Source organism: Pseudonocardia sp. DSM 110487 (genome assembly GCF_019468565.1).
Classification (GTDB): domain Bacteria; phylum Actinomycetota; class Actinomycetes; order Mycobacteriales; family Pseudonocardiaceae; genus Pseudonocardia.
On sequence record NZ_CP080521.1, the window covers coordinates 4,072,527 to 4,097,659 of the forward strand.

23 protein-coding genes are annotated in these 25,133 nt (G+C 72.0%); 16 read left to right on the forward strand and 7 right to left on the reverse strand.

Features of this window, described 5'->3' with window-relative positions:
* Positions 1 to 110 precede the first annotated feature (110 nt).
* Together K1T35_RS19005 and K1T35_RS19015 are read right to left on the reverse strand one after the other, a co-directional pair.
* Positions 111 to 473, reverse strand: coding sequence for a MerR family transcriptional regulator (locus K1T35_RS19005; protein ID WP_220261456.1), 363 nt, complete (start codon positions 471 to 473; stop codon positions 111 to 113).
* Between the two features lie 426 nt (positions 474 to 899).
* Positions 900 to 1,652 carry a MerR family transcriptional regulator gene (locus K1T35_RS19015; protein WP_220261457.1) on the reverse strand — a complete coding sequence of 251 codons (753 nt, stop codon included), beginning with the start codon at positions 1,650 to 1,652 and terminating at the stop codon, positions 900 to 902.
* A gap of 128 nt (positions 1,653 to 1,780) precedes the next feature.
* Here K1T35_RS19015 and K1T35_RS19020 point away from each other — a divergent pair, with 128 nt between their 5' ends.
* Positions 1,781 to 2,488 carry a DUF3159 domain-containing protein gene (locus K1T35_RS19020; protein ID WP_255622239.1) on the forward strand — a complete coding sequence of 236 codons (708 nt, stop codon included), beginning with the start codon at positions 1,781 to 1,783 and terminating at the stop codon, positions 2,486 to 2,488.
* A 32-nt stretch (positions 2,489 to 2,520) separates the two neighbouring features.
* On the opposite strand, the gene K1T35_RS19025 is transcribed toward K1T35_RS19020, so the two are convergent.
* Positions 2,521 to 3,837: an MFS transporter gene (locus tag K1T35_RS19025; RefSeq protein WP_220261458.1), complete on the reverse strand. Its 1,317-nt coding sequence runs from the start codon at positions 3,835 to 3,837 to the stop codon at positions 2,521 to 2,523.
* 28 nt (positions 3,838 to 3,865) lie between these two features.
* A complete protein-coding gene (locus K1T35_RS19030; protein ID WP_255622240.1) occupies positions 3,866 to 5,086 on the reverse strand; it encodes a glycoside hydrolase family 1 protein in 1,221 nt (406 codons plus the stop codon).
* An 84-nt stretch (positions 5,087 to 5,170) separates the two neighbouring features.
* Between K1T35_RS19030 and K1T35_RS19035 the strand changes: the two genes are divergently transcribed.
* The 11 genes from K1T35_RS19035 to K1T35_RS19085 all read left to right on the forward strand — a co-directional run bounded on the left by K1T35_RS19035 (position 5,171) and on the right by K1T35_RS19085 (position 16,403).
* Entirely contained in the window at positions 5,171 to 6,385 is a 1,215-nt protein-coding gene (locus K1T35_RS19035; protein ID WP_220261460.1) for an ROK family transcriptional regulator, read from the forward strand.
* Between the two features lie 81 nt (positions 6,386 to 6,466).
* Positions 6,467 to 8,869 carry a tetratricopeptide repeat protein gene (locus tag K1T35_RS19040; protein ID WP_220261461.1) on the forward strand — a complete coding sequence of 801 codons (2,403 nt, stop codon included), beginning with the start codon at positions 6,467 to 6,469 and terminating at the stop codon, positions 8,867 to 8,869.
* 47 nt (positions 8,870 to 8,916) lie between these two features.
* The gene (locus tag K1T35_RS19045) at positions 8,917 to 9,294 is read left to right on the forward strand and encodes a hypothetical protein (protein WP_220261462.1); all 378 of its coding nucleotides are present in this window, start codon (positions 8,917 to 8,919) and stop codon (positions 9,292 to 9,294) included.
* 73 nt (positions 9,295 to 9,367) lie between these two features.
* Positions 9,368 to 10,162, forward strand: coding sequence for a S9 family peptidase (locus tag K1T35_RS19050; RefSeq protein ID WP_220261463.1), 795 nt, complete (start codon positions 9,368 to 9,370; stop codon positions 10,160 to 10,162).
* Between the two features lie 247 nt (positions 10,163 to 10,409).
* A complete protein-coding gene (locus K1T35_RS19055) occupies positions 10,410 to 11,303 on the forward strand; it encodes a polysaccharide lyase family 7 protein (protein ID WP_220261464.1) in 894 nt (297 codons plus the stop codon).
* Positions 11,304 to 11,446: 143 nt separating this feature from the next.
* Positions 11,447 to 12,355 (forward strand): cation diffusion facilitator family transporter, encoded by a 909-nt coding sequence (locus K1T35_RS19060; protein ID WP_220261465.1) that lies wholly within the window; start codon positions 11,447 to 11,449, stop codon positions 12,353 to 12,355.
* Positions 12,356 to 12,396: 41 nt separating this feature from the next.
* On the forward strand, positions 12,397 to 12,618 hold the full coding sequence (locus K1T35_RS19065) for a hypothetical protein (RefSeq protein WP_220261466.1): 222 nt from the start codon (positions 12,397 to 12,399) through the stop codon (positions 12,616 to 12,618).
* Between the two features lie 258 nt (positions 12,619 to 12,876).
* Positions 12,877 to 13,479: a hypothetical protein gene (locus tag K1T35_RS19070; protein ID WP_220261467.1), complete on the forward strand. Its 603-nt coding sequence runs from the start codon at positions 12,877 to 12,879 to the stop codon at positions 13,477 to 13,479.
* Positions 13,479 to 13,808: a hypothetical protein gene (locus tag K1T35_RS19075; protein ID WP_220261468.1), complete on the forward strand. Its 330-nt coding sequence runs from the start codon at positions 13,479 to 13,481 to the stop codon at positions 13,806 to 13,808. Before K1T35_RS19070 ends, K1T35_RS19075 begins: the two co-directional genes overlap by 1 nt.
* Before the next feature lie 160 nt (positions 13,809 to 13,968).
* Positions 13,969 to 14,913 (forward strand): UDP-glucuronic acid decarboxylase family protein, encoded by a 945-nt coding sequence (locus K1T35_RS19080; RefSeq protein WP_220261469.1) that lies wholly within the window; start codon positions 13,969 to 13,971, stop codon positions 14,911 to 14,913.
* Between the two features lie 5 nt (positions 14,914 to 14,918).
* Positions 14,919 to 16,403, forward strand: a complete 1,485-nt coding sequence (locus tag K1T35_RS19085) for an NAD(P)/FAD-dependent oxidoreductase (RefSeq protein ID WP_220261470.1) — start codon at positions 14,919 to 14,921, stop codon at positions 16,401 to 16,403.
* Between the two features lie 30 nt (positions 16,404 to 16,433).
* Here the strand turns inward: K1T35_RS19085 and K1T35_RS19090 are convergent, their stop codons facing one another.
* The 3 genes from K1T35_RS19090 to K1T35_RS19100 form a co-directional block, all read right to left on the reverse strand.
* Positions 16,434 to 17,879, reverse strand: a complete 1,446-nt coding sequence (locus tag K1T35_RS19090; RefSeq protein WP_255622241.1) for a serine/threonine-protein kinase — start codon at positions 17,877 to 17,879, stop codon at positions 16,434 to 16,436.
* Between the two features lie 71 nt (positions 17,880 to 17,950).
* Positions 17,951 to 19,609: an iron ABC transporter permease gene (locus K1T35_RS19095; protein ID WP_220261472.1), complete on the reverse strand. Its 1,659-nt coding sequence runs from the start codon at positions 19,607 to 19,609 to the stop codon at positions 17,951 to 17,953.
* Positions 19,600 to 20,712 carry an extracellular solute-binding protein gene (locus K1T35_RS19100; RefSeq protein ID WP_220261473.1) on the reverse strand — a complete coding sequence of 371 codons (1,113 nt, stop codon included), beginning with the start codon at positions 20,710 to 20,712 and terminating at the stop codon, positions 19,600 to 19,602. The genes K1T35_RS19095 and K1T35_RS19100 overlap by 10 nt, the downstream gene beginning before the upstream one ends.
* Before the next feature lie 60 nt (positions 20,713 to 20,772).
* On the opposite strand from K1T35_RS19100, the gene K1T35_RS19105 reads away from it, so the two are divergent.
* The 4 genes from K1T35_RS19105 to K1T35_RS19120 are packed head-to-tail and all read left to right on the forward strand — an operon-like array spanning position 20,773 to position 25,106.
* Entirely contained in the window at positions 20,773 to 21,783 is a 1,011-nt protein-coding gene (locus tag K1T35_RS19105; RefSeq protein ID WP_220261474.1) for an ABC transporter ATP-binding protein, read from the forward strand.
* Positions 21,780 to 23,255 carry a hypothetical protein gene (locus tag K1T35_RS19110; protein ID WP_220261475.1) on the forward strand — a complete coding sequence of 492 codons (1,476 nt, stop codon included), beginning with the start codon at positions 21,780 to 21,782 and terminating at the stop codon, positions 23,253 to 23,255. The genes K1T35_RS19105 and K1T35_RS19110 overlap by 4 nt, the downstream gene beginning before the upstream one ends.
* Positions 23,252 to 24,184: a glycosyltransferase gene (locus tag K1T35_RS19115; RefSeq protein WP_220261476.1), complete on the forward strand. Its 933-nt coding sequence runs from the start codon at positions 23,252 to 23,254 to the stop codon at positions 24,182 to 24,184. The genes K1T35_RS19110 and K1T35_RS19115 overlap by 4 nt, the downstream gene beginning before the upstream one ends.
* Positions 24,177 to 25,106: a Gfo/Idh/MocA family protein gene (locus K1T35_RS19120; RefSeq protein WP_220261477.1), complete on the forward strand. Its 930-nt coding sequence runs from the start codon at positions 24,177 to 24,179 to the stop codon at positions 25,104 to 25,106. The genes K1T35_RS19115 and K1T35_RS19120 overlap by 8 nt, the downstream gene beginning before the upstream one ends.
* Positions 25,107 to 25,133: the final 27 nt, after the last annotated feature.

The window sequence follows — 25,133 nt, forward strand, 5'->3', positions numbered from 1 at the left end:
AACGGTGCGTCGGAGGTGGTCGCGGCCGCGGCGCGGCGATCGCGGCGGCGTTACCGTGGGTAACGGCTCTCACTCGTACGGTGCTGTGCGATCCGTGGGGGCGTACCGGCTCAGGCTGATGCGTTGCGGTGGGCGCGGTTGCCCGCGATCAGCCCGTCGAGAACGTCGCGGGCGTGGATCAGCTCGCCGATGTGGGCGTCGAGCCGCTCGCGTTCCTCGATCATCCGCGCGAAGGCGGCGTCGGTGTTGTCGTCGCTGGGTGAGTCGACGCACGGCAACAGCTCGGCGATGGTCCGGCTGGACAGACCGGCGGCGTAGAGCCATTGCAGGAACCTCACCCGCTCCAACGCGTCCTCGGTGTAGTGGCGTTGCCCGCCCGCACTGCGGGCGCTCGCCAGCAGGCCTTGCTCCTCGTAGTAGCGCAGCGCCCGGACACTCACCCCTGCCCGCTCCGCGAGCACTCCGATCCGCACGGCGCCTCCTCCTGCGATCCGCGACGCAAACCCTCGCCTCTGACGTCAGAGTCAGCTTCTAGCGTAGCGCGGGACATTCCGGAGGAGGAAACCGTGACCAGCCTGTTCGACCGCTACCAGCTCGGCGTGCTGACCCTGCCCAACCGCGTGGTGATGGCGCCCATGACCCGGGTCCGCGCCACCGCCGACGGGCGGGCGACGCCATCGATGGCTGGCCCTCGGTGCCGACCTGATCAGCTTCGGGCGGGCCTTCATCGCCAACCCGGACCTGGTCGAACGACTCCGCTCACGCCTGCCGATCACGGAGGACGACCAGGACACCTGGTACCAGGGCGGCAACGCAGGCTACGTCGACTACCCCGCCTACCGGCACACCGCCTGACCACTGTCCGGTGGTCGAGTAGCGCCGGCCCTGGCGGGCCGCCGCTACTCGACCGACGGGAGGCGTCCGTTCGCTCGGGGTTCCGTGAGCAGCGCGTCGACGCGCCGCAGGACGTCCAGCTGTGCGGGGTTGTACAGGTCTCTGACGGCCTTCCCGATCGTCTTCCTCGCGAATTCCTCACCGTGTGGCGCGTCGACGTGCGGTGCGCGCAGTGCCGGGTGCTCGTCGAACAGTTTCCGGACGTGGGGCGCCCAGCGCTCGGCGACGTCCTTGCGGGTCTGCTCGTCGGCATCGGCGGGGAGCGTGTCGAACTCCTTGCCGACGGGGTCGCCGGTGTAGTTCTGCAACATGTCCGCGTAGGCCTGGCGCGGAGCCGATCCGAGGACCCGCGTCATCACCGTGATCAGGGATCGGTCGGCGTCGGACATCTCCGCCGTCGCGGCCGAGGCGAACTCGGGCGGCAGGTCGGTCGGCAGCGACTGGCGCATGATCAGGGCGAGTTCGACGCGGGCCAGCTGGAGGCGTTCGATGGTGGCCGCGAGCTCGGCGTCGAGAGCGCGCAGAGCGTCGTCAGGGTGGTCGTCGGCGTCGCCCATGTCAACGATCTGCGACAGCGAGAAGCCGAGGTCGGTGAGGCGCTTGATGCGCAGTACCCGGATCAGGTGCGCGACGCCGTACTGCTTGTAGCCGTTGGCGCGTCGCTCGGGTTCGGCCAGCAGCCCGACCTCGTGGTAGTGCCGGACCGCTCGCAGGCTGGTTCCGGCGAGCTCGGCGATCTCACGGGTGCTCCAGGCCATGCCCCCAGTTCACACCGTGCCGTAGCGGCATGGTCAAGGCGGCGTGTGACGTCCGCCATGAACATCTTGACCATGCCGCAACGGCACGGGCTGTCGTGGATCCACCGCGCCGACGGAAAGGACGAAACGTGATCGACCAGAAGGACGCCCGCGAGGCGGACCTGCCCACCGAGCCGATGTCCACCGAGCCGATCCCGGTTGCCGGGCAGGCCGCGGCGCAGCCGACGCTGCTCGACCACATGGGCGGCCCGATGGGGTTCGTCTACTCCACCGTCCCGGTAGTGGTGTTCGTGGCGGCCAACGCGTTCCTGCCGCTGCCGATGACGATCGGCGTCTCGGTCGCCGCCGGGCTGGCGCTGACCGGGTTCCGGCTGCTGCGCGGTGAGCGCTTCACGTCGGCGATCGGCGGGCTACTCGGCATCGCGGCCGCCGTGGGCATCGTCGCAGTCACCGGATCCGCGAAGGACTTCTTCGTCATCGGGATCTGGGCAGCGCTGGCAGGCTTCGTCGTCACCGCCGGTTCCGTGCTGGTCCGCAGGCCGCTGACCGGCGCGATCTGGAACCTGATGCACGGCGGCCAGCACGCATGGCGTGAAGACAGGGCCGTGCTACGGGCACACGACGTCGCCACCCTCGCAGCGGCGCTCGTGTTCGGCGCCCGGTTCGCGGTGAAGCAATGGCTCTACCTGGCCGACTCGACCACATGGCTGGCCGTCGCCAAGATCGCGATGGGGACACCGCTGACGGTGCTGGCCGCGCTGGTCATCGTGTGGGCGTTCCGGCGCACCACCAAGCGCCTCGCTACACCGCCGCGGAGTCACCGTCCGGCAGCGTGATCCCGCTCGGCGGCTCGCTCAAGCCACCGAGCTCAGGTCGCACGCAGCGGCTGGTGGGCGGTCTCCCTGATGAGCAACGCGCCGACGAGGGTGAAGAGCAGGGCGGCGACGCAGTAGAACACGACGACCGTGGGGTTCCCGGTGAGCCCGACCAGCCACAGGACGACGAACGGTGCCGTGCCCCCGAAGAGTGCGTTGGCCAGGGTGTAGGCGACCGACAGGCCGCTCATGCGCACGGTGGTGGGGAAGAACTCCGACAGCAGGGTGGGCACCAGGCCCATGATCGCTGCCGCTGCGATGCCGAACAGTGCCTGGCCCGCGGCGATGGCGGGCAGAGTGCCGATCTCGTCAATGCGGAAGATCGGGTACATGAGGACGACGAGGACGGCCGCGCCGCCGATGACGAACGGTTTCCGCCCGTAGGTGTCCGACAGCCGGCCCCAGAGCAGCGCGGCGGCGGCATAGACGAGGATGCCGATCACGTTGCCGCCGAGTGCGACGGGCAGCGGCACGTCCAGCTCGGTGTTCAGGAACGCCGGGATGTAGTTGTGGAAGACGTAGGTGGTCACGGTGCCGCCGGTGACGATCGCGGCGCCGAGCAGGATCAGCCGCCAGTGGTGCCGGAGCGCCTCGGCGATCGGCAGGGACGGCTTGGCCTTCAGGTCGTGCTGCAGCTCGTGGACCCGCCGGTAGTCGGGGGTGTCCTCGAGCTTGAGTCGCATGTAGAGGCCGATCAGGCCGAGGGGCAGGGCGATGGCGAACGGGATGCGCCATCCCCACGAGTCGAGCTGCTCCGGGGACAGGATCGCGGTGAACAGCAGGACGAGCGCGGTGGCGGTGGCGGAGCCGAGGCCGACGGTGGCCGTCTGCCACGAGCCGTAGCGGCCCCGCTTGCCGTCGGGGGCGTACTCGACGATGAAGGTTGCCGAGCCGCCGAACTCGCCGCCCGCGGTGAACCCCTGCAGCGCTCGGATGATCAGCAGGAGCAGCGGTGCCCAGAGACCGATCTGGGCGTAGCCGGGCAGCAGGGCGATCGCCGCGGTGCCGATCGACATCACCAGGACCACGCCGGCCAGCACGTTGCGCCTGCCGACGCGGTCACCGAGGTTGCCCAGCAGCAACGCGCCGAACGGCCGGGCGACGAAGGCGACGCCGAAGGTCGCGAAGGTGGCCAGCAGCGCCGCCTGCGGGTCGGCGTTCGAGAAGAACACCCTGGCGAGGATCGGCGCGGAGGCGCCGTAGAGGACGAAGTCGTACCACTCCACGAAGTTGCCGATCGCGCCGGCGACGACGGCCTTCTTGGACACGGCCTCCCCGGGCCGCTGGACGGGAGGAGTGGGATGCGCCATTGCGGATCCTTCCTGCGAGATGGAGACGTCAGGTGGCGCGGAGCGTGGCGATTCGCCCGGTCGCGGCGATCCGGGCGAAGGCGTAGGCGCTCGGCTTGGGGACGCGGGTGAAGTCCTTGTCACGGTCGACGGCGATCAGGCCGAACTTCGGGCCGTACCCCTCGGACCACTCGAAGTTGTCGAAGGCCGACCAGTGGATGTAGCCGCGGACGTCGGCCCCCTCGGCCCTGGCCTGCGTCACGGCGGCGAGGTGGGATTCGAGGTAGTCGAGGCGTTCGGTGTCGTCCTCGGTGGCGATGCCGTTCTCGGTGACGTAGAGCGGCAGGCCCGTCGCGGCCGCGCGGTGGAGCATCTGCCGCAGCCCGTCCGGGTACACCGCCCAGCCCATCTGGGTGCGGGCGAAGCCGGCAGGCGGGTCGGCGAACAGCCACGGCGAGGCGGGGTCGACCCACTGCTTGCGGTAGTACTGCACACCGAGCCAGTCGCCGGGGTCGTTCTCGGTGAGCCCGTCGAGGTGCAGGTCGACGATCTCGGCCCGCATGCGGTCGCAGAACGCCCGGCACGTCCCGTCGTCGCGCGCGGGCGCCAGCAGCGGGAGCTGGACGGCCAGTCCTGGCCTCGACCCGCCCCGCCCGTCGCGCACGGCACGGACCGCGGCGTGGTGGGCGTCGAGCAGGACGCGCCCGGCCCGCCTCCACAGCACGGCGTTCGTGATCCCCGGCGGGTGGTAGCCCTCCAGGTAGCCGTGCAGCGCGACCATCTGCGGCTCGTTGATCGTGCAGACGAACGGCATCAGATCGCCCAGCTCGGTGACGACGCGGCGGCAGTAACGCTCGAACAGCGGGATCGCCTCGGGCCCGAGCCAGCCGCCCTGCGCGGCGAACCAGCGCGGCAGCGTGAAGTGGTGCAGCGTCACGAACCCGGTCAGTCCGGCGTCGGCCAGCGCCGTGAGCATCCGGCGGTAGTGCGCCAGTGCGCTCTGGCTGAACTCACCGGGCGCAGGCTCGATCCGGGACCACTCCAGGGAGAGCCGGTGGCAGTTGTGTCCCAAGGACTTCAGCAGTGCGAAGTCCTCCGCGTAGCGGTGGAACTGGTCGATGCCGTCGCCGGAGGACTCCCGCGCGGCCGATGCGGGGTCGTGCTCGAAATCCCACCAGTCGTTGTTGGTGTTGCCGCCCTCGACCTGGTGGGCCGCGGTGGCGGCGCCCCAGAGGAAGCCGGCAGGGAAGTCGGCGTCGGTGGCGGTCACACGGGCTCCTAGTGTCGGTCTCGGCGACCTTATGTCCCGTTGGGACATAAGACAACCCGCTGGGACCTTTCTAGGATGCATGCGATGACACGGTCAGCGAGGTTGGTGCCGTCCGAAGGCCTGTTCCTCGTACTCGGCCTGCTCCGGGCGGCGGGCCCGATCACCCGCGCCGAGCTCGCCCGGCGCACCGGCCTGAGCCGGAAGGTCGTGACGCAGCGCGTCGACGAGCTCATCGCGAGCGGGTTGGTGGAGGAAGGTGAGATCGGCCGGTCCACCGGTGGCCGGGCCCCGCGCGAGGTCCGGTTCCGCGCCGGTGCGGCGCACGTGCTCGTGGCCGAGCTGGCCGCGACGAGCGTGACAGTGGGGCTCGCCGACCTCGGCGGCACCATCCTCACGGAGATGCACGAGGACGCCGATCCGGCGGCGGGCCCGGACGCGACCCTCGGGCGCGTCGAGGAGCTGTTCGACAAGCTCCTGGCGGCGCGTCCCCCGCAGCGCCCGCCGCTGCGCGGCATCGGCATCGGCATCCCGGGACCGGTCGCGATCGCCACGGGTCGCCCGGTCGGGGCGTTGTCCGTTCCCGAGTGGGCCGACTACGCGGTCCGCGACCGGCTCTCGACCCGCTACGACGTGCCCGTTCAGGTCGACAACGACGCCAACCTGATGGCGCTCGGCGAGCTCCGCGCGGGGCTCGCGAAGGGGCACGACGACGTGCTCTTCATCAAGGTCGGGCGCGGGATCGGTGGAGCCGTCATCTCCTCGGGTGCCCTGCACCGCGGAGCCGAGGGATTCGCGGGCGAGTTCGGGCACGTCTTCGTCTCCGCCGATGTCGAGGACGCGTGCTGGTGCGGGCACACCGGATGCCTCACGCAGGTCGCGGGCGCACGGGCGATCGGGCGGCAAGGTCATCGGGCGGCCGTCGACGGCCGCAGCGCCATACTCGCAGCCATCAGGGGGCAGGGGCGTGCCATCGGTGCGCGCGAGGTCTTCACCGCGGCCGCGGCGGGCGACCCCGTGAGCGCCGAGATCCTCACGCGGGCAGGTGAGGCGCTCGGTGCGGTGAGCGCGGCGCTCGTCAGCGGGCTCAACCCGTCGCTGGTGCTCGTCGACGCCGGTCTGGTGAGCATCGACGACCCGTTCATGTCCGCGTTCCGCGCGACGGTCCTCGAACGCTCGCTCCCGAGCGCGGCGCGGCGCCTGCGGTTCGCCATCTCGTCGCTCGGCAACTCTGCCGGGCTCGTCGGCGCCGCCTTCGTCGTCGTCGACGAACTGCTCTCGCCCCGCCTGCTCGGCAGGTAGCACCGGGCGCCGAGTCGCGCGGGCGTGGTCGGCGGGTCGCTGGTCGTGGCACGCTGACGGCCACGCTCCGTTCGAGATCGGATGGGTCCCAGCTTGCCGGTCGATCCGCACGCAGTGCCCAGCGACGTCGACGCGCGCTGGGCTCGTGGTGTGCAGGTCGGCGATCAGACCACGCAGATCAACTATTTCCTCGATCGTCCCCGACCGGTCTCCTGGCCGGTACGGGTCGGTGTGATCCCGCCCCTCGCCGACGGCCACCAGCTACGAGCTTCTCCGACACCGCTCACCGAGAACGCCCCGACCGTGGTGCTGTCCGGGCTCGGCGGGGTCGGCAAGACGCAATGGGCGGCCGAGCTCGCCCGAGCAAGGGCAGCGCAGGTCGATCTGCTGGTGTGGATCACCGCGTCCAGCAGGGCGGCGATCATCGAGGGCTACAGCCGCACCGCGGTGGAACTGGGCCACCACCACGGCGACGCGCAGGCCGAGGCGTCGTGGTTGCTGACATGGCTGCAGGGCACCGACCGGACGTGGCTGATCGTCCTGGACGATCTCGCGGATCCGGTCGACCTGCGGGGACTGTGGCCGGACGGGCCGGGTGGCCAGACCCTGGTCACCACGCGGCGCGCCGACTCCGCGCTGTCGACGCGCCGACGGCACCGGATCGACGTCGAGACGTTCACCCCGGAGCAGGCACGGCGCTTCCTGATCGACCGGCTCGGGCTCGATCCCAGTTCCGAGCTCGGCGATGTCGACCTGCTCGCGGCCGACCTCGGGCATCTCCCGCTCGCGCTCGCCCAGGCGGCATCGTTCATCGCCGACCGGGGCGAGACCTGTGCCGGTTACCTGCGGCGTCTGGCCGATCGGCGCCGCGTGCTGGCCGACCTGTTCCCGCCCGACGCGGTGGCCGACGACTACATCAGCACCGTCGCCGCGACCTGGCTCCTGTCCGTGGAGGCCGCCGACCGGCTACCGCCGCGTGGGCTCGCCCGACCCCTGCTCGAGCAAGTCTGCGTGTTCGACCCGAACGGGTGCCCGAGCGCCCTCGTCACCTCGTTCGCCGCCGATCAGCTCGCCATGACCGTCCGGCCCGGGGCGCCGGCTGACGATCTCCGGGATGCTCTGCGGAACCTGGTACGTCTGAGCCTGGTTTCCCTTGGGCAGGGAGACGGGACGGACGTGATCAGGATCCATGCGTTGGTCCAGCGGGCGACGCTGGACGGCGTGGACCCGCAACGGCGAGCCGACCTGGTCCGTGCGGGGGCGCGTGCGTTGGTCGCGATCTGGCCGGAGATCGACCGCGACGCCGAGTACGCCCGGATGCTGCGAAGCAATGCCACTGCCGTTTTCGAGCGGGACGCCGGCGCCGTGTGGGCCGGACACGACGAGCGGCAACTGCTGTGGCGGCTCGGCCGCAGCATCGGTGAATCCGGCCAGTACTCAGCAGGCATCCGGCACTGGGAGATGGTCAGGGATGAGGCCGAGCGTCGATTCGGTGGGGATCATCCCAGCACGCTGTCGGCGCGGTGGAACCTCGGTGAGTGGCTCGGCGAGGCCGGCAGGCATGCCGACGCCGTGGCCGTGCTCGAGAAGGTGGTCGCCGACCAGCAGCGTGTACTGGGACCCGAACACCCCGACGTCCTGCACAGCCGGGGCGGCCTGGTGCTCAATCGCGGGTCGAACGGTGATCCCGCCGGGGCCGCCGCCGCGTTCGAGGAGTTGCTGCGCGACTGCATCGAGCATCTCGGTCCGGACGATGCGTTCACCCTGACCACCCGCTACAACGTGGCCAGCTGGCGCGGGGAGGCGGGCGACGTGGCCGGCGCACTCGCCGGGACCGAGGAGCTGCTGGCCGACCGGCTGCGGGTGCTCGGCGCCGACCACCGCCACACCCTCTTCAGCCGCGCCGGCCTCGCCGATTGGCGCGGAAAGGCCGGAGACCACGACGGGGCGATCCGGGAAGCCGAGCAGCTGGTCCGCGAGTCACGGCGGGCGCTCGGCGCCCGCCATCCCCAGACCCTGGCCGCCCGGGGCATGGTGGCTTGGTGGCGGGGTGAGTCGGGGGACGCGGCAGCAGCCATCGACACACTCACCCCGCTGCTCGCCGAGGCCCGACACGCCCTCGGGGGCGATCACCCGGTGGTCCTCGGGATAGCGCACAACCTCGTCGTGTGGCGCGGCGAAACCGGAGACTTCTCCCGCGGCGTGGCCGAGGCCGAGGTGCTCCTCACCGACAGCACGCGGGTCCTCGGCCCGGAGCACCGGCTCACGCTGGAGACGCGTCACCGGCTTGCTGAATTGCGCGGCCGGGCAGGCGACGTCACGGGCGCGATCACCGGCGCCGACCAGCTGCTGGCCGACGCGACCCGCGCGCTGGGCCCCGATCACCCATTGACCTGGAACACCGGAGAAACGCTCACGTACTGGAACCAGCACGCGAACACCGCGGAATCCGAGCCGTCCGGCAGCGGACCGGCCACGGCATGATGAGCGGCAGTTGTTCGACGAGGGCGGGGGCGGGGCTCATGGATCCGGTGTCGTTGATCGTGGGCGCGTTGACGGCGGGCGCGCTCGCGGCGTTGGAGGGCACGGCCTCCACCGCGGTGACCGACGCGTACAACGGGCTGAAGGCGCTGGTGAGCCGCCGCCTGTCCGGGCGCGGTGCGGGAGAAGTGGCGCTGGCCCAGCACGAGTCGAAGCCCGAACAATGGCAACCCGCCCTCGAGGCCGAACTGGTCGAGACCGACGTCGCGGCCGACGCCTCGGCCGTGCAGGCGGCGCAGCGGCTGATGGCGCTGCTGGACGCGGCCGGTACCGCGGCAGGCAAGTACACCGTCGATCTCCGCGGCGCACAGGGCGTGCAGGTCGGCGACCGCAACACCCAGACCAACACCTTCGGAACATCGTCCTGAAGCGATCGCGTCGGCTTTCGCTGGTGGCGATAACCGATGCCCGGCACGCGGCCCCAGACCTAGCGTGACCCGCATGACGTCACCGATCACGGGCACGGCCGCCGGAGTGCCGTTCACCGCGCTGCCGCCCGCCGGCGACGGCCCCGCGCCGTTGATCGTCACCTGGCACATGCTGGATGCGCCGCGGTCGGACGCCGCGTTCGCCGCCGCGTTGCCGATGAACGGACTGCCCGCGTGGCGGGTGCACCTCGGCATGCCGATGTGTGGGGCGCGCATGGTCGACGGCAGCACGGACGCGATCGTGGCGCTGTTCCAGAAGGACCCGCTGATGTCCTTCCTGCATCCGTTCGTCCGGCAGGCCACCGAGGAGTTCCCGGCCGCGCTGGCGTCGATCCGTGCCCAGCTGCCGGTCGGGGACGGCCCGATCGGCGTGCTCGGCGGCTCGCTCGGAGGGGCCGTCGCGCTGCGGATCCTCGCCGACACCGAGATCCCGGTCTTCGCGGGCGCCGTCGTGAACGGTGCCATCAGGATCCGGTCCGTCGTCGACCTGTTCCCCGGCGACTACCCGTACGACGCCGAGTCCGAGGAGATCGTCGACGCCCTGGACGTCGTCGCCGATGCGGGCCGCATCGCCGCCCGAGCGCCGCTGCTGGTCGTCAGCGGCGAGCAGGACCACCCTGCGCTGCGTGCCGATGCGCTCGACCTCGTCGACGCGATGGGGGATCGGGCCGAACTGCTGTCGATCCCGGGGCTGGCGCATCCGCTCGCCGACGAGCCAGGGATCGAGCCCGCGCCTCAGCTGCCACCGGCCCGCGAGGTGGATGCCGGCCTGGTCGAGTGGTTCCGGCGCCACCTCGCGCCGGCCTGATTCAGGATCGCGGCGTCGAGAGCTGCCTGACCAATCCTCCCGTCGGGGTTCACCCGGGTGGCTGGGAGCCAGCACGTTCGGGTCACGCTGCGAGTGATCCGGCGCGCGGCGGCGGAGCCGGCCATACGATCACGTTCACCGACGACGTGAACCGTCGTCACCGTGAGCGGTTCGGCCATCCGCTCGTCACGAGTCCCCGCCTGCACCTCCGATGACGGGAGAGCCATGCCCGAAACCGTTCCACCCGGTGTTCACGTCCCCCGTCCGCGTCGCGTCGGGTAGCGCCGTGCCGGACCTCATCTCGCCCATGGCCCTGGTCGCGACCGCCGTGCTGGCCCTCCAGCCCGCTCCGGTGCCGGCCGCGGTGTCCACACCCGACCCGTGCGCGATCGTCGTGGCCGCCGGGGTCGGCGGGTTGCTGGATGCGGTACGGCCGCCGTGCCTGCCGCCGGTGATCCCGGAGGCCGAGCCGCCGCGCACGCAGGGCTCCGCCGACCGGCCGGGAGACCTCCTCGATCTCGAGAACTGGTTCCTCACGCTGCCCATCGGCCCCGACGGCGACCCGGACTCGATCGACCAGCCCGAGCTGCTGGACTACCGCAGCGAGTGGTTCGACCTGACACCGGACGGCACCGGTGTGGTGTTCCGCGCCCCGGCAGGCGGCGTGACCACGAAGAACAGCAAGTACCCCCGTTCGGAGCTGCGCGAGATGAACGGGGAGGACAAAGCGGCGTGGTCCAACACGGAGGGCACCCACACGCTCGAGACCCGGCAGGCGATCACCGAGGTACCACGCGCCAAGCCCGAGGTGGTGTCCGCCCAGATCCACGACGGCGGCGACGACGTCCTGCAGATCCGGCTCGAGGGCCCGACCCTCGTCGCCCAGTACGACGACGGGCGAGAACAGATCGTCATCGATCCGGCCTACCGGCTCGGCACCCCATACGACCTGCGGGTCGAGGCGGCGAACGGGCGGATCATCGTCTTCTACAACGGCGAGCAGCGCGCGGAGATCGAGCGCAGCGGGAGCAGCTGGTATTGGAAGATCGGCGCCTACACGCAGTCCAACCCGGAGCGGGGCGAGGACGCCGACTCCGAGGGCGTGGTGGTGGTGTACTCGCTCTCGATCGAGCACCGGTGACGCCGGGCGGCTGAGCCCGAATCGTGAAGCGATGTTGGGCCGCGCTCGGTTCGGCTGCTCCGCCGCGTGATGCTGCACCCCGAGCTAGACATGCACGAGTACGCATGTTTCTATGGTTGGGCTGATCGCGATCGGAGGCGTCGATGGGGCACGGACACGGGCACGGGCATTCGCCCGAGAGCGACCGGAGGCGGCTGGGCGTCGCACTCGCCGTGACGCTCGCGGCGGCGTTGCTCGGGGCGGTCGGTGCCGTGCTGACCGGGTCGCTCGCCCTCCTCGCCGACCTCGGACACCTGCTCACCGACGCGGGTGCGCTGGCCGCGGCGCTCGTGGCGTCCGTGCTGGCCGCGCGGCCCGCGAGCGCACGCCGCACCTACGGGCTCGGCCGGGTGGAGGTGCTGGTCGCGGGGCTCAACGGGATCGCGCTGATCGCCGTCGTCGTCTGGGTCGCCTACGAGGGTGTCAACCGGTTGTTCGAACCCGCTGAGATCCCCGGCTTGCCGCTGCTGGTGATCGGCGCGCTGGGGCTGATCGGCAACATCGTGTCGCTGCTCGTGCTCGCGGGAGGCGACCGGCGGAACATGAACATGCGCGGAGCCGCCCTGCACGTGCTCGGCGACGCGCTCGGTTCGGTCGGGGTGCTCGTGGCGGCGGTGGTGCTGCTCAGCACCGGCTGGCCCTACGCCGACACCGTGGCGTCGCTGTTCATCGCCGCCCTGATCGTGCCGCGCACGATCGGGCTGCTGCGCGAGGTCGGGCACGTCCTGCTGGAGGGAGCGCCGAAGCACATCGACGTGGACGAGGTGCAGCACGCGCTGCGCGGCGTACCGGGCGTGCGTGACGTGCACGACCTGCACGTCTGGGCGATCAACGACCGCAAGCCCTCCGTGTCCGCGCACGTCGTCGTGGACGAGGATGGTCACGGGCCGTGCGGGGAAGGCTCGGTCCTCGACCGGGCGGCCCACGTGCTGCGGGAGCGGTTCGGGCTTTCGCACAGCACGCTGCAGGTCGAGCACCACCCCCACGCCGACCACGAGGACCGCTGCGACTGACTGTCGACCGCCATTGCCGTTAGTGAGGGCTTGCTAGGGCGGTGACCACATTCGTTCGCCGGGTCTGGTCGTGCTCGCCACGACGCACGCAGGCCAAGGGCCTGCCCGATGGGGTGCGCGGCGCCACCGGAGGCGGTCCGACGGGCATGATCAATGTTTCGGCGCGGAAACGGGCGAAAACGACCCGGGAACTCGCCGAACTGCTGATCAAGCCGCCATTCCGGGGTCAATGCGGCGATCAAGGTGAAATGGTCGCTAGATGATCTCCGATCGCGACCATCAGCCCTTGATCACCGCGCTGACCTGCCGGTATCGGGTACAGATGGTTGTTGTCGCGACGAATGTAACGATCACAGCTGGAGTACTGGTCCGGCAATCGCGCTACATCGGTGTCGGGTGATCACCTGACACCGTTCGGGTCGTCTGCTTCGTACGTTTGCGTCAGCCCGCCGGTGTGAGTCGGGTCCGGCTAGGCGGTGCGCGTCCGTCCGAGTGGGGCTGTCGCAGGAACAGGGAGATCAGTGCCAGGTCTGCCACAGCTCACGGGAAAGGCACGCCGGATCGCGATCGGGGTGATCGTGGCGGTCGTGTTCGGCGGACTCGGCGCCGGGATGGCGCTGACCCTCTCGAGGACCCCCGAGACGGTCACCGTCCCGACCACCCCCGAGGGGCTGGCCCTGCCCTCCGACGCGTCTGATCCAGCAGTCGAGGACCTCGAAGCGGCACGCGAGGACCTCGACGCGGCAGGCGAGGACCTCGATGCGGCCACCGAGGAGCTCAATGCGGCCACCGAGGAGCTCGCGGTGAAGCTGTTGGCCAGTCTGCTGCAGGTGCACCTCGGCTTCCAGGACGCCGAAGGGCTGCTCGTGACCCTCTGCGAGGCCGATGCGGACGGCAACCGGGTCCGCAGCGAGCTGATGTCGATCCCATTCCTCGACCCGAGCAGCCCGGAGTACGCCCGCGGGGTCACGTTCTCGAAGCCGACCATCAAGCCGACCGACGAGGGCTACGTGATCGCCTTCAGCGGCACCTACGGCAACACCGGCGAACCGATCGACATCACCTTCCGCGCGAACGTCCATGGGTTCAGCGCGAACTGGTGCGGCGTCGAGGGTCGATGGTGATGGATGCAGCGAAGACCGGTCCCGATCCGGATCGGGGTTCAGAGTCCGAGCGGTCGCCCGCAGCGACGAACGGGACCGTCGCGGACGACGTCGGAGGCCGAGCGGACGGCCCGACCGAGCCTCCGACGCCGGATCAGGGGGCGCCGCGCAGACGGCGCTCGAGGACGATCATCGCCGCGCTGATCGGGGTGGCCGCGATCTCCCCGATCGGCGAGCCCCTCACCGGCCACCGCGAGAACGTGTACGCGGTTGCCACGGCAGAGCTCGAGGGGCGCCTCGTCATCGTCTCAGGCGGGGAGTACGCCACCATCCGCACGTGGGGATCTTGACTGCCCCCGCGCGAGCCGGAGGCCGAGGTTCCACGTGATCCCGACGACGGATCGGGTGGTTTGATCCGATTCGCCGAATCCTTAGGCTAGGGTTTCCACACCTTTTCAGTCGTCGGGGCCGATCAGGGGTTGGTGGGCTGTGGCGCGACCGCGGGCTGTCGTGACGGGCGGGGCCGGGTTCCTGGGCTCGCACCTGTCGGAACGGTTGCTGCACGATGGCTACAGCGTGCTGTGCCTCGACGACTTCTCCACCGGCTCGCCGGCGAACGTCGCCCACCTCGCGGAGGCAGGGCCGTTCCGGCTGGTCCGGGCGAACGTCACCGACTTCGTCCACGTGGTGGGGGACGTCGACGTGGTGCTGCACTTCGCCTCGCCCGCGTCGCCGGTCGACTACCTGCGGATGCCGATCGAGACGCTGAAGGTCGGCTCGATCGGCACCCTGCACACCCTCGGCCTGGCCAAGGAGAAGAAGGCGCGGTTCCTGCTCGCGTCGACGTCCGAGGCCTACGGCGACCCGCAGGTGCATCCCCAGCCGGAGACCTACTGGGGCCACGTCAACCCGGTCGGGCCGCGCGGGGTCTACGACGAGGCGAAGCGGTTCGCCGAGGCGATGACGATGGCCTACCGGCGGTCACAGGGTGTGGACACCGCGATCGTGCGCATCTTCAACACCCACGGCCCCCGGATGCGCCCCGACGACGGCCGCGCGGTGCCGACGTTCATCCGGCAGGCGCTCTCCGACGAGCCGATCACCGTGGCAGGCGACGGCAGCCAGACCCGCTCCATCCAGTACGTCGACGACCTGGTGGAGGGGTGCATGCGGCTGCTGCACTCGCGGGAGGCCGGTCCGGTCAACATCGGCAACCCGCACGAGGTCTCGATGAGCGAGTTGGCGCTGCTCGTGCGCGAACTGGTGGGATCCGCCAGCCCGCTGGAGTACGTGCCGCGGCCCGAGGACGACCCGACCGTCCGCAGACCCGACATCTCACTGGCCCGCGCCGCGCTCGGCTGGGAGCCGCGGGTCGATCTCGCCGACGGTCTGCGCCGCACCATCGGCTGGTTCCGCGCAGCGCTCGACGACCCGGCCGCGGCACGGGCCGTCTGACCTGGATGTCGTCAGAGCCTGAGCCCCGGCCCGACCTGGACGTCGTCGTCATCGGCGCGGGACCGGCCGGACTGACCGCCGCCGCCGAGCTCGTGGCGGCCGGTGTCCCGACGACCGTGGTCGAGGCCGACGCCGTCGTCGGCGGCATCAGCCGCACCGTGGAGCGCGAGGGCTGGCGGTTCGACATCGGAGGGCACCGGTTCTTCACCAAGGTGGAGCGCGTCTCGCGGTTCTGGCACGGCCTACTGGGCGACGACGAGTTCCTGCTCCGCCCCCGGCGCAGTAGGATCCTCTACCGCGGCCGGTTCTTCGAGTACCCGCTGCGGCCGTGGGACGCGCTGCGCAACCTCGGCCTCGTCGAGGCGGTGCGCTGCATCGCGTCCTATCTGTGGGCGCGGGTGCGCCCGCCTGCCGACCAGACGAACCTCGAGGGCTGGGTCTCCGCCCGCTTCGGCTCGCGGCTCTACCAGCACTTCTTCAAGAGCTACAACGAGAAGGTGTGGGGGATGCCCGCCTCGGCGATGCCGGCGGACTGGGCGGCCCAGCGGATCAAGAACCTCTCGCTCGCGGCGGCGGTGCGCAGCGCCGTGTTCCCGAGCCGGCGCCCGGCCGGGATCGTCTCGCTGATCGAGCGGTTCCACTACCCGAACCTGGGCCCCGGCCTGATGTGGGAGCGCTGCGCCGAGCGGGTGGAGGCCGCCGGGTGCAAGGTGCTCCTCGAGCAGCCGGTCACCCGCGTCCACCGAGTCGGCGGGCGGGTCGTGAGCGTGGAGACGACGGCGGCGGGCGCGGCCACGCGATACCCGTGCACGCACGTGATCTCGTCGATGCCGCTGCCGGAGCTGCTCAGGGCCATGGATCCGCCCGCCCCGCCCGCTGTGCTCGCCGCGGCCGACGGGCTGCGGTTCCGCGACTTCCTCACGGTCGCGCTCGTCGTGCCGGACGACTGCGCCTTCCCGGACAACTGGATCTACGTGCACAGCCCGGACGTGGCAGTCGGACGGATCCAGAACTTCGGCGCGTGGTCGGAGGCCATGGTGAAGCCGGGCCGCACCTGCCTCGGGTTGGAGTACTTCGTCTTCGAGGGTGACGAGCTGTGGGAGCTGCCCGACGAGGAACTGGTCGCGCTGGGCACGCGGGAGCTCGCCGGGATCGGCCTGGTCCCGGCGGACCGGGTCGAGGCCGGCTACGTCGTGCGGATGCCGAAGGCCTACCCCGTCTACGAGGAGGGGTTCGCCGAGCGCGTCGCGCTGCTGCGGTCCTGGCTCGCCGAGCACGCGCCGAACGTGCACCCGGTGGGACGCAACGGCCAGCACCGCTACAACAACCAGGACCACTCGATGCTGACGGCGATGCTCGCCGTGGAGAACGTCCTGGGCGTCGGCGACCACGACATCTGGTCGGTGAACGTCGACGCCGACTACCACGAGGAAATCGGCACCGGCCGCGACGCGCCCGTGCTCCCGCGCGTCGGGGGCCGGGAGGGGTAGGCCTCGCCTGCTGTCCCGTCGCCGGTGGCGTCACCGGAAGACGAGGCACGAGGTCGAGGCGTAAGCCGTGGCACTGCTGTTCGTGGCGAGGACGCGGCCTTGGTCGTCTGCGATCGTGCAGGAGACCGTGGTGTCGCCCTTCGACGAGGTCGAGCCGGCGGTGAGCATCGGCCTGGCGTCGGCGCCCCACACGGTGGTGCTCACGTTGACGGTCCACGGCGCGTCGACCGACGACAGGGTGACTTGGTCGCCCTTGCTGTCGGTGTAGATGATCATCACAGGGTAGTTGGACTCGACCGTGTAGACGTAGGTGGCCGGTCTGCTGCCACCGCTCGGGGCGGGCACGACCGGTGCGGCGGTCACCCTCGGTGTGATCGATCCAGCTGCCGGACTCGTGGTCGTCGGCAGTGAGGCCGAGTCGGTCGACGCCGGCCCTGAACTCGCCGCGACCTGCGCTTGTGCGGATCCGGCCGAGTGGCCCAGGGCGAAACCGATGACGCCGGATCCAGCCGCAACTGCGAGGATGCTGGCGACGAGTCCCAGGACCCGCGACCGGCGCGGTGGTGTCGGCGTTGCCTGGACGAGCGTCGCCGCCGGCCGGGCCGGGCCGGTCGGCACGGGTGCGGACGGCAGGCCCCACTGGTGCAACGCGTACTGAGCGGCGGCGGCGAGGTCGCGTGCCGTCGGGTAGCGGGCTGCCGGGTCCTTCGCCATTCCGCGGGCGATGACCTCGTCCATGGCAGCCGGAACGTCTCGCCGTTCCAGGCTGGGGCGCGGCGGCGCGGCCGACAGATGCGCTTTCATCAATGACGGCAGGCTGGTCGCAGCGAAGGGCCTGCGCCCGGTGAGGCATTCGGCGAGCGTGCACGCCAACGAGTAGATGTCGGATCGGCTGTCGGGCGGGCCGCCCTCGAACCGCTCGGGCGCCATGTACGCCAGGGTCCCGATGGTGGCGCCGCTCTGCGTCAGTGCTGTGACATCGCCGTCGACCGCCCGCGCAATGCCGAAGTCGACCAGGTAGACGAAGTCTGATCGAGTCACCAGGATGTTCGACGGCTTGACATCGCGGTGCTGAACGCCATGCGCGTGGGCGTCGGTGAGCGCCTCGGCGACCTGGGCGATCAGCGCGACGGCCCGGCGAGGCTCCAGCGGTCCCGACGCGATGATCTGGTCGAGCCCGACCCCATCGACGAGGCGCATGTCGATGTAGAGCCGACCCTCGATCTCGCCGAAATCGTGGATCGGTATGACGTGCGGATCCTGAAGGCGCGCGGCGCTGTCGGACTCCCGGCGGAAACGAGCGCGGAAGTTGTCGTCTCCCGCCAGCGCGGGCGGGAGGACCTTGAGGGCGACTGCGCGGCCGCGTCGGGTGTCGAACGCTCGATAGACCTCACCCATCCCGCCTCGTCCGAGAAGTCCCTCGAGGCGGTACGGCCCCAGCACGGCATGCCCCTCCGCGACAGCGTCGGCGTTCAAGGGCCCTCCCATCCATCGACATCCTGGGTGGTCGTCGCGTCTCGCCCGAGATCGTTACGAGCGCTGGAATGTCAGGACTGCGGAACGGGAGGGACGGCTCCGTTGGCGGCTGGGCCCCGGCGCCCCCACAGCTTCACGAGGACGACCACCGGGACGAGCCCGACGAGCACGATGAGCAGCGCGGGCAGGGCGGCGGTGTCGAAGCGGGAGTCCTTCGTCGCCTCCCACGTCATGATCGCGAGCGTGTCGCGCCCGAGTGGCCGCAGCAGCGCGGTGGCGGGCAGCTCCTTGATGACCTCGACGGTCACCAGTAGCGCCGCCGTGACGATCCCCGGCCACAGCAGGGGCAGGTGGACGTCGGTGAGCACCCGCGCCCGGTCGGCGCCGAGTGCCCTTGCGGCGTCGTCCAGGTGCGGGTTGATGCGGCCCATGCGCGACTCGACCGCGGAGTAGGCCTGCGCGTGGAAGCGCACCACGTACGCGCCGACCAGGCCGAGGATCGTCCCCGTGAACAGCAGCCCGATCTCGGCGCCGAACCAGGTCTCTGCGGCCGCGATGAGGCGCCGGTCCACCCAGACCAGCGGCACGTAGATCGCGACGGCGATCACGGCGCCGGGCACCGCGTATCCCACCGCCGCGAGGCGGGCGGCGACGGCGCCCACGCGGGTCGGCCGTACCCGCTGGCCGTAGGCGACGGTCGTCGACGTGCAGACCGCGACCGCCGCGGCGGCCACGGCGAGCAGCAGCGTGCTGAGCGCGGCCTCGCCGAGCCGGTCCGCGACCCGCCCGGTGAGGACGGTCTCCACCGACCACGCCGTGAGCTGTACGACCGGGAGGGCGAAGACGAGCACGAGGAGCAGCACCGGGACGGCGCAGGCGATGCCGGCCCGCCAGCCGGTCAACCGGCGGGGGAGCACGGCGTCGCTGTGGGCGAGCGCCTGGTGGTAGCGCGCCCGGCCGCGCAACGCCCGTTCGAGCACGACCATCAGCAGCGCGAGCCCGACCAGCACCGTCGCCAGCTGCAAGGCAGCTGTGGTGTCGAAGGCGCCGTACCAGACGCGGTAGATCGCGTCGGTGAGCGCCTGGTAGCCGAGCAGGTTCACGGCACCGAAGTCGGCGAGCGCCTCCATCACCGCGAGTGCGACGCCGCCGGCGAGCGCCGGGCGCGCCAGCGGCAGCGCCACCGTCCACACCGCGCCGAGGTGGCCGTGGCCGAGGCTGCGGGCGGCTTCGAGGGCCTGCCGGGACTGCCCGAGGAACGCGCTGCGTCCCAGCACGTACACGTACGGGTAGAGCACCGCGGTGAGCACGCCGATCGCGCCGGCCGGGCCGCGCAGGCCCGGCAGCTGGAACCCGCCGCCGAACAGACTGGCATGCAGCGGGTCGGCGTAGCCGAACTGGCCGACGATCACGAACACCAGCACGTAGCCGGGGATCGCGAGCGGGAGCACGAGCGCCCACTCGAGGACGGGGCGGCCCGGGAAGTCGTAGAACGAGACGAGCACGGCGAGAGCCCCGCCCAGGACGAGCGTCCCGACGCCGACACCGACACCGAGCAGGACACTGCGGCCGAGCGCCGGCGGCAGCAGGGTGAGCGTGACCGCGTCGACGTCGCCGAGCACGAAGCTCGCGGGCAACGCGGCGAGCGGTCCGGCGACCCCGAGCGCGACCAGCACCCCGAGGACGGCCCAGCCCGACACCCTCCGCCGGGACGGTGCCGCTACGTCCACCCCACCCTCAGCATCATCTCGACGGCCTGCTGGAGCGTCGGGCCTGCGTGCTGGCCGTCGATCGGGTCGATCTTGACGTTCGCCCAGCCGCTGATGTGCGCGGGCGGCGCGACGGCGGGGTTGGCGGCGAACTCGCTGCCGGCGATGATCTGCTCCTGCGCGGGCGGCGAGGTCAGCCACTCCATCAACGCGACGGCGGTCGGCACCGCGTCGGAGCCCGCGACGACCCCGACTCCGGAGACGTTCGCGTGCGCGCCCGCTGCCTGCTGGTCGGGCCATGCGGGCGCGACCGGGAAGGCCGGGTTCTCCTTCAGCGTCCGGCCGAGGTAGTAGTGGTTGGCCAGGCCGACGTCGCACCCGCCGCCCGCGATCGTCGCGAGCATCTCGCCGTCGGAGTTGATGATCTGCGGCTCGTTGGCCATCCAGGAACGCAGCAGCTGCTCGGTCGCCTCCGGCCCGCGCTTGACGATCATGTCGGCGACCAGCGACTGGTTGTACTCGTTGTTGGACGTGCGCAGGCAGGTGCGGCCGCGGAACCTCGGGTCGGCCAGCGACTCGTAGCTCGTCACCGCGCCCGCCGGGACCCGCTCGGTGGAGACCACGGGCACCCGCAGGCGCGTCGAGACCGCCCACCAGTTGCCGTCGACGTCGTGCAGGCCGTCGGGGACCTGCGCGCGCAGCTCCGGGCTCGTCACGCCCTGCAGGAGGCCCGCGTCCTCGGCCCGCCACAGATTGGCGAGGTCGGTGGTCACGAGGACGTCGGCGGGGGTGTCGGCGCCCTCCCGGCGCAGCCGTTCGAACAGCTCCGGCCCGGTGCCGCCGCGCAGCTCCAGGCGGACGCCGGTGGCGGCCTCGAAGTCGCGGAACACCTGCTCGTCCCCGTAGTGCGAGCGCCCGTTGTAGACGACGAGCGTCTCGGCGTGCTGGATGCCGTCGGTGTTCACCTCGGCCGGTCCCGATCCGGGTGGGGCGGCCGCCGCGTCGGACGGGTCCGGGTCGGACCCGCCGTTCAGCACGGTGACCGCGAGTGTGACGACGAGCGCCACGGCGACGACCGGAACGGCGATCAGCAACCACAGGCGTCCGCGGGAAGATGCGGCCATTCAGCGCTCCGGGTTCAGCGAGGCTCGGGTCCAGCGAGCCTAGGCTAAGTTGAACGCGCTATGGCAGACCTCGCGATCGACGCCACGGGCGTGACGAAATCGTTCGGCGCGAACCGCGCCGTCGATGGGGCTGACCTGCAGGTGGGCCGGGGCGAGCTGGTCGCGCTGCTGGGCCCCAGCGGGTCGGGCAAGACCACGCTGCTACGGCTCGTCGCCGGGTTCGAGACACCGGACGGCGGCACCGTCCGCATCGGCGGGCGCCTCGTGGCGGGGGACGGGGTCTGGGAGGAGCCCGACCGGCGCCGGATCGGCATGGTGTTCCAGGACGGAGCGCTGTTCCCGCACCTCACGGTCGGCGAGAACCTTGCATTCGGCAGGCCGCGCCCCGAGCGGGCGGAGGAGTGTCTCGCCCTCGTCGGGCTCGCCGACCGGGCGAAGTCCTACCCGCACGAGCTCTCCGGCGGGGAACGGCAGCGGGTCGCCCTCGCTCGCGCGCTCGCCGTCGACCCCGACGTCGTCCTGCTCGACGAGCCGTTCGCCGCGCTCGACGAGGGGCTGCGCGCCGGGCTGCGCGAGGAGGTCGCGGCCGTCCTGCGCACGGCCGGGGCGAGCGCACTGCTGGTCACGCACAACCAGGAGGAGGCGCTCTCGCTCGCCGATGTCGTGGCGGTCATGCGCAGCGGGCGGATCGAGCAGGTCGGGGCGCCTCGGGAGATCTACGAGCGCCCGGTGTCGCGCTGGGTCGCGGAGTTCCTCGGCGACGCCGACGCGGTGCCGGGTTCGGTGTCGGGCGACGTCATCTCCACCGAGCTCGGCTCGTTCCCCGCTCCAGGGGTGCGCGACCGGGCTCAGGTCCTGCTGCGTCCCGAGCAGGTCCAGATCGTCGACAACGGGGCAGGCCCTACGGCGACGGTGATCAGCCACTCCTACTTCGGCCACGACCAGATCGTGTGGCTCGAGCTCGCGAGCGGGGTCCGGCTGCGCAGCCGCACGCTCGGCAGGGCGTCGTGGGGAGCGGGGGAGACGGTCCGGGTTCGGCTCAGCGGCGATCCCATCGTCCTTCCTGCATGAGCAGTTCAGCAGGCACCGCCGTCGCCGACGCACCGGAGGCTCCCGCAGCCGCGGATCCGGCCGTTCCACGACGCCGCTACGCGGGGCTCGCCGTGCTCGTCGGGTGCACCGGGGTCGCGACGGCCTCGCTGGCGCTGCCCGCGCTGCTCGGCTTCGACCCCTGGGTGTGGCTGATCTGGGGCCGGGAGGCGCTGCGCGGCGGGATCGCGACCGACGGGTCGGTGGCGTGGAAGCCGCTGCCGGTGCTGGTCACCGCCCCCGCGGCCGTGTTCGGCGAGGCCGCGCCCGCGCTGTGGACGGTCGCGGTGCGGGCATGCGGGCTGTTCGGGCTCGTGCTGGTGGTGCGGCTCGCCGTGCGCATCGCCAAACCGCACTGTGGCGCCATGGCCGGTTCGGTGGCAGGCGTGGTCGCCGCGGCGGCGTTCCTGCTGAGCCCCGACGGGGAGTCGCGCTGGCTACGGCACATGCTGCAGGGCAACATCGAGCCGGTCACCGTGATGCTCTGTCTCTGGGCGGCAGAGCGCCATTTGGACGGGCGGCGCCGACACGCGCTGCTGCTGCTCTGCGCCGCCGCGCTGACGCGCCCGGAGGCGTGGCCGTTCCTCGGCGGGTACGCCGGGTGGCTGCTCTGGTGCGAGCGGCGCCGGTGGTGGTGGGCGGCGCCCACGGTGCTCGCGGTCCTCGCCGCGGTGCCGGTCCTGTGGTTCGCGGGCGACCGGCTGGTCTCCGGGAACGCACTGAGCGGCGCCACCGTCGCGCAGGTGCTCATGGGCACCACACCGACCCAGCGCTGGATCCTCGCGATCGACAACGTCGCCGCCTGCGTGATCGCGCCGGTGTGGGTGGCGGCCGCGGTGTGCGTGGTCTGGGCGGCGCATCGGCGCCGGGGGCTGCCCGCCGCGCTGGCCGCCTGCGCGCTGGTGTGGGCGGCCGAGGTGGCGGTGATGGCAGGTGTGTTCGGCTACGCGGCGCTCGGCCGGTTCCTCGCCCCGGTCTCGGCGCTGCTCTGCGTGCTGGCCGGAGCCGCGGCCGGATGGGCGGTGACCGCGCCGCGCCCGGTGCTCCTGCGGGCCGCGGTCGCCGTCGCGATCGTGGCGGTCGCCGTGCCGTTCGCGGCGCCGCGGGTGGCCTGGCTGCCGCTGCAGCTGCAGCATGCCGAGGAGCGCTCGGCGTACGAGCACGACCTGTACGCGGTCGCGGCGGCCCTCGGTGGCCGCGACGGGCTGGTGGCTTGCGGGAACCTCGCCATCGACGCCGTCCGGCCGGCCGTCGAGCTGCGCCCCGCGCTGGCCTACCGGCTCGACGTGCCGCTCGCCGGGGTGAACCACACCCCGGGCCCCGGCACCACGATCGCCCAGGTCGGCAGCCCGCTGCACGCGCTGCTGCTCCAGCGGCCTGCGGGCGAGGTGACCCTCGTGGCGCGGAGCGCGCGCTGGGCCGTCTACACCGAATCCTGCGGGAGGCCAGGATGATCACCCTGTCGGTCGTGGTGCCCGCCACCGACGCACCCGCCACTCTGCCTGCGTCCCGGGCGGCCCTCGACCGCGCGGTCGCGGCGCTCACAGCTGCGGGCGGGACGGCCGAGGTGGTGGTCGTCGACTGGCCCGCCTACCTCGGCGTCTGCACGGCCCGCAACATCGGGGCGCTGCGGGCGAGCGGCGACGTGGTGGTGTTCGTCGACGCCGACGTCGAGATCCATCCCGACGCGCTGGCCCGGATCGCCGCCGCGTTCGCCGACCCGACCCTCACCGCCCTCTTCGGTTCCTACGACGACTCCCCGTCGCGCGGCGGGCCGGTCGCGGCGTTCCGCAACCTGTTGCACCACCACGTCCACCAGAACGCGGGCGGCGCGGCCCAGACGTTCTGGTCGGGGCTGGGCGCGGTGCGCCGGGATGCGTTCCTGGCCGCGGGCGGGTTCGACGAGGAGCGGTTCCCGGTGCCGTCGGTGGAGGACATCGACCTCGGTGTCCGGCTGGTCGCGGGCGGAGCCCGGATCGTGCTGGACCCGGGAATCCAGGGCACGCACCTCAAGGCGTGGACGCTGCGATCGATGGTGGTCACCGACTTCGCCCGCCGTGGGGTGCCGTGGGTGGCCCTGCAGTTGCGACACGGGCGCGCCCGGTCGACGGCTTTGAATCTCGGGTGGCGGCACCGGGTGAGTGCGCTCGCCTGCCTCGTGGCCGTGCTCGCGGTGCCCGCGCGGCGGCCGGTCGCGGTGGGTGCCGCGCTCGCGGTGCTAGTCGGGCTGAACCGGGACCTCTACCGGCTGCTCGCGCGACGGCGCGGGCCCGGCGAGGCACTGCTCGGCGTCGGCCTGCACGCGGTGCACCACCTCACGGCGGTGGCGTCCGTGCCGTTCGGCATCGTGAGCCACCTGCGTGATCGGAGGAACGATGGGTGACGCCCTGCGGATCGGACTCGTCGGGGCGGGACGCCTCGGCGAGCAGGGGTACGTCCCCGCGCTCGCGGCCGCCGCAGGTGTGCGGCTCGCCGCGGTGGCCGAACCGGACCCCGTCCGGCGCGGCCGGGTCGCGGCCGCGGCGGGCGTGCCAGGGTTCGGCTCGGCGGAGGAGTTGCTGGCAGCCGGCGGGGTCGAGGCGCTCGTGCTCGCCACCCCCGCCGCCGCGCACCTCGCCGACGCCCGGCTCGCCACTACCGCCCGACTGCCGGTGCTCGTCGAGAAGCCCCCCGCGGCCGACCTGGCCGGGGCCGTCGGGCTCGCCGCGCTGGAGCCCACGCCGTGGATCGGGTTCAACCGCCGCTTCGACGATCGTGTCGGGTCACTGCGGGCCGCCGTGCCGCCGAGGGCCGAGGTCGGTGTGTTCCTCGAGATCTCCTACCGCCGGGGTGGCTGGGGCGCGCACACCGTCCGGGACGATGCGCTGGCCGACCTGGGGCCGCACCTCGTCGACATGGCCCGCTGGCTCACCGGGGCGGACGTCACGGAGGTCCGGCGCGCCGCCGTGAGCCCGGAGCGCGCCGAGTTCGACCTGCAGCTGGGGGCGGCAAGGGCCCGGATCCGCTGCGTCACCGACAGTCCCCACCGCGAGCGCATCGAGGTCCGCCACCGCGACGGAGGGCTGGTCGGACGCCTGGTCCGCGGTGGATTGGTCGCCGCCGTGCGCGGCCGCCTCGGCCCGCCCGGCCCGCACCCCCTCGTGGCGTCGCTGACCGCACAGCTGGAGGCGTTCGCCCGCGCGGTACGAGGCGGGAGCGAGCCGACGTTGGGCACGGCGGCAGACGGGGTGGCGGTGATGGCCGTGCTGGAGGCCGTCCGGGTCGCTGCAGCGTCGAAGGGATGCGCTCCCGCACCCCTGCCCTGATCCGACGAACGCGCCGTTCGTCGGAAC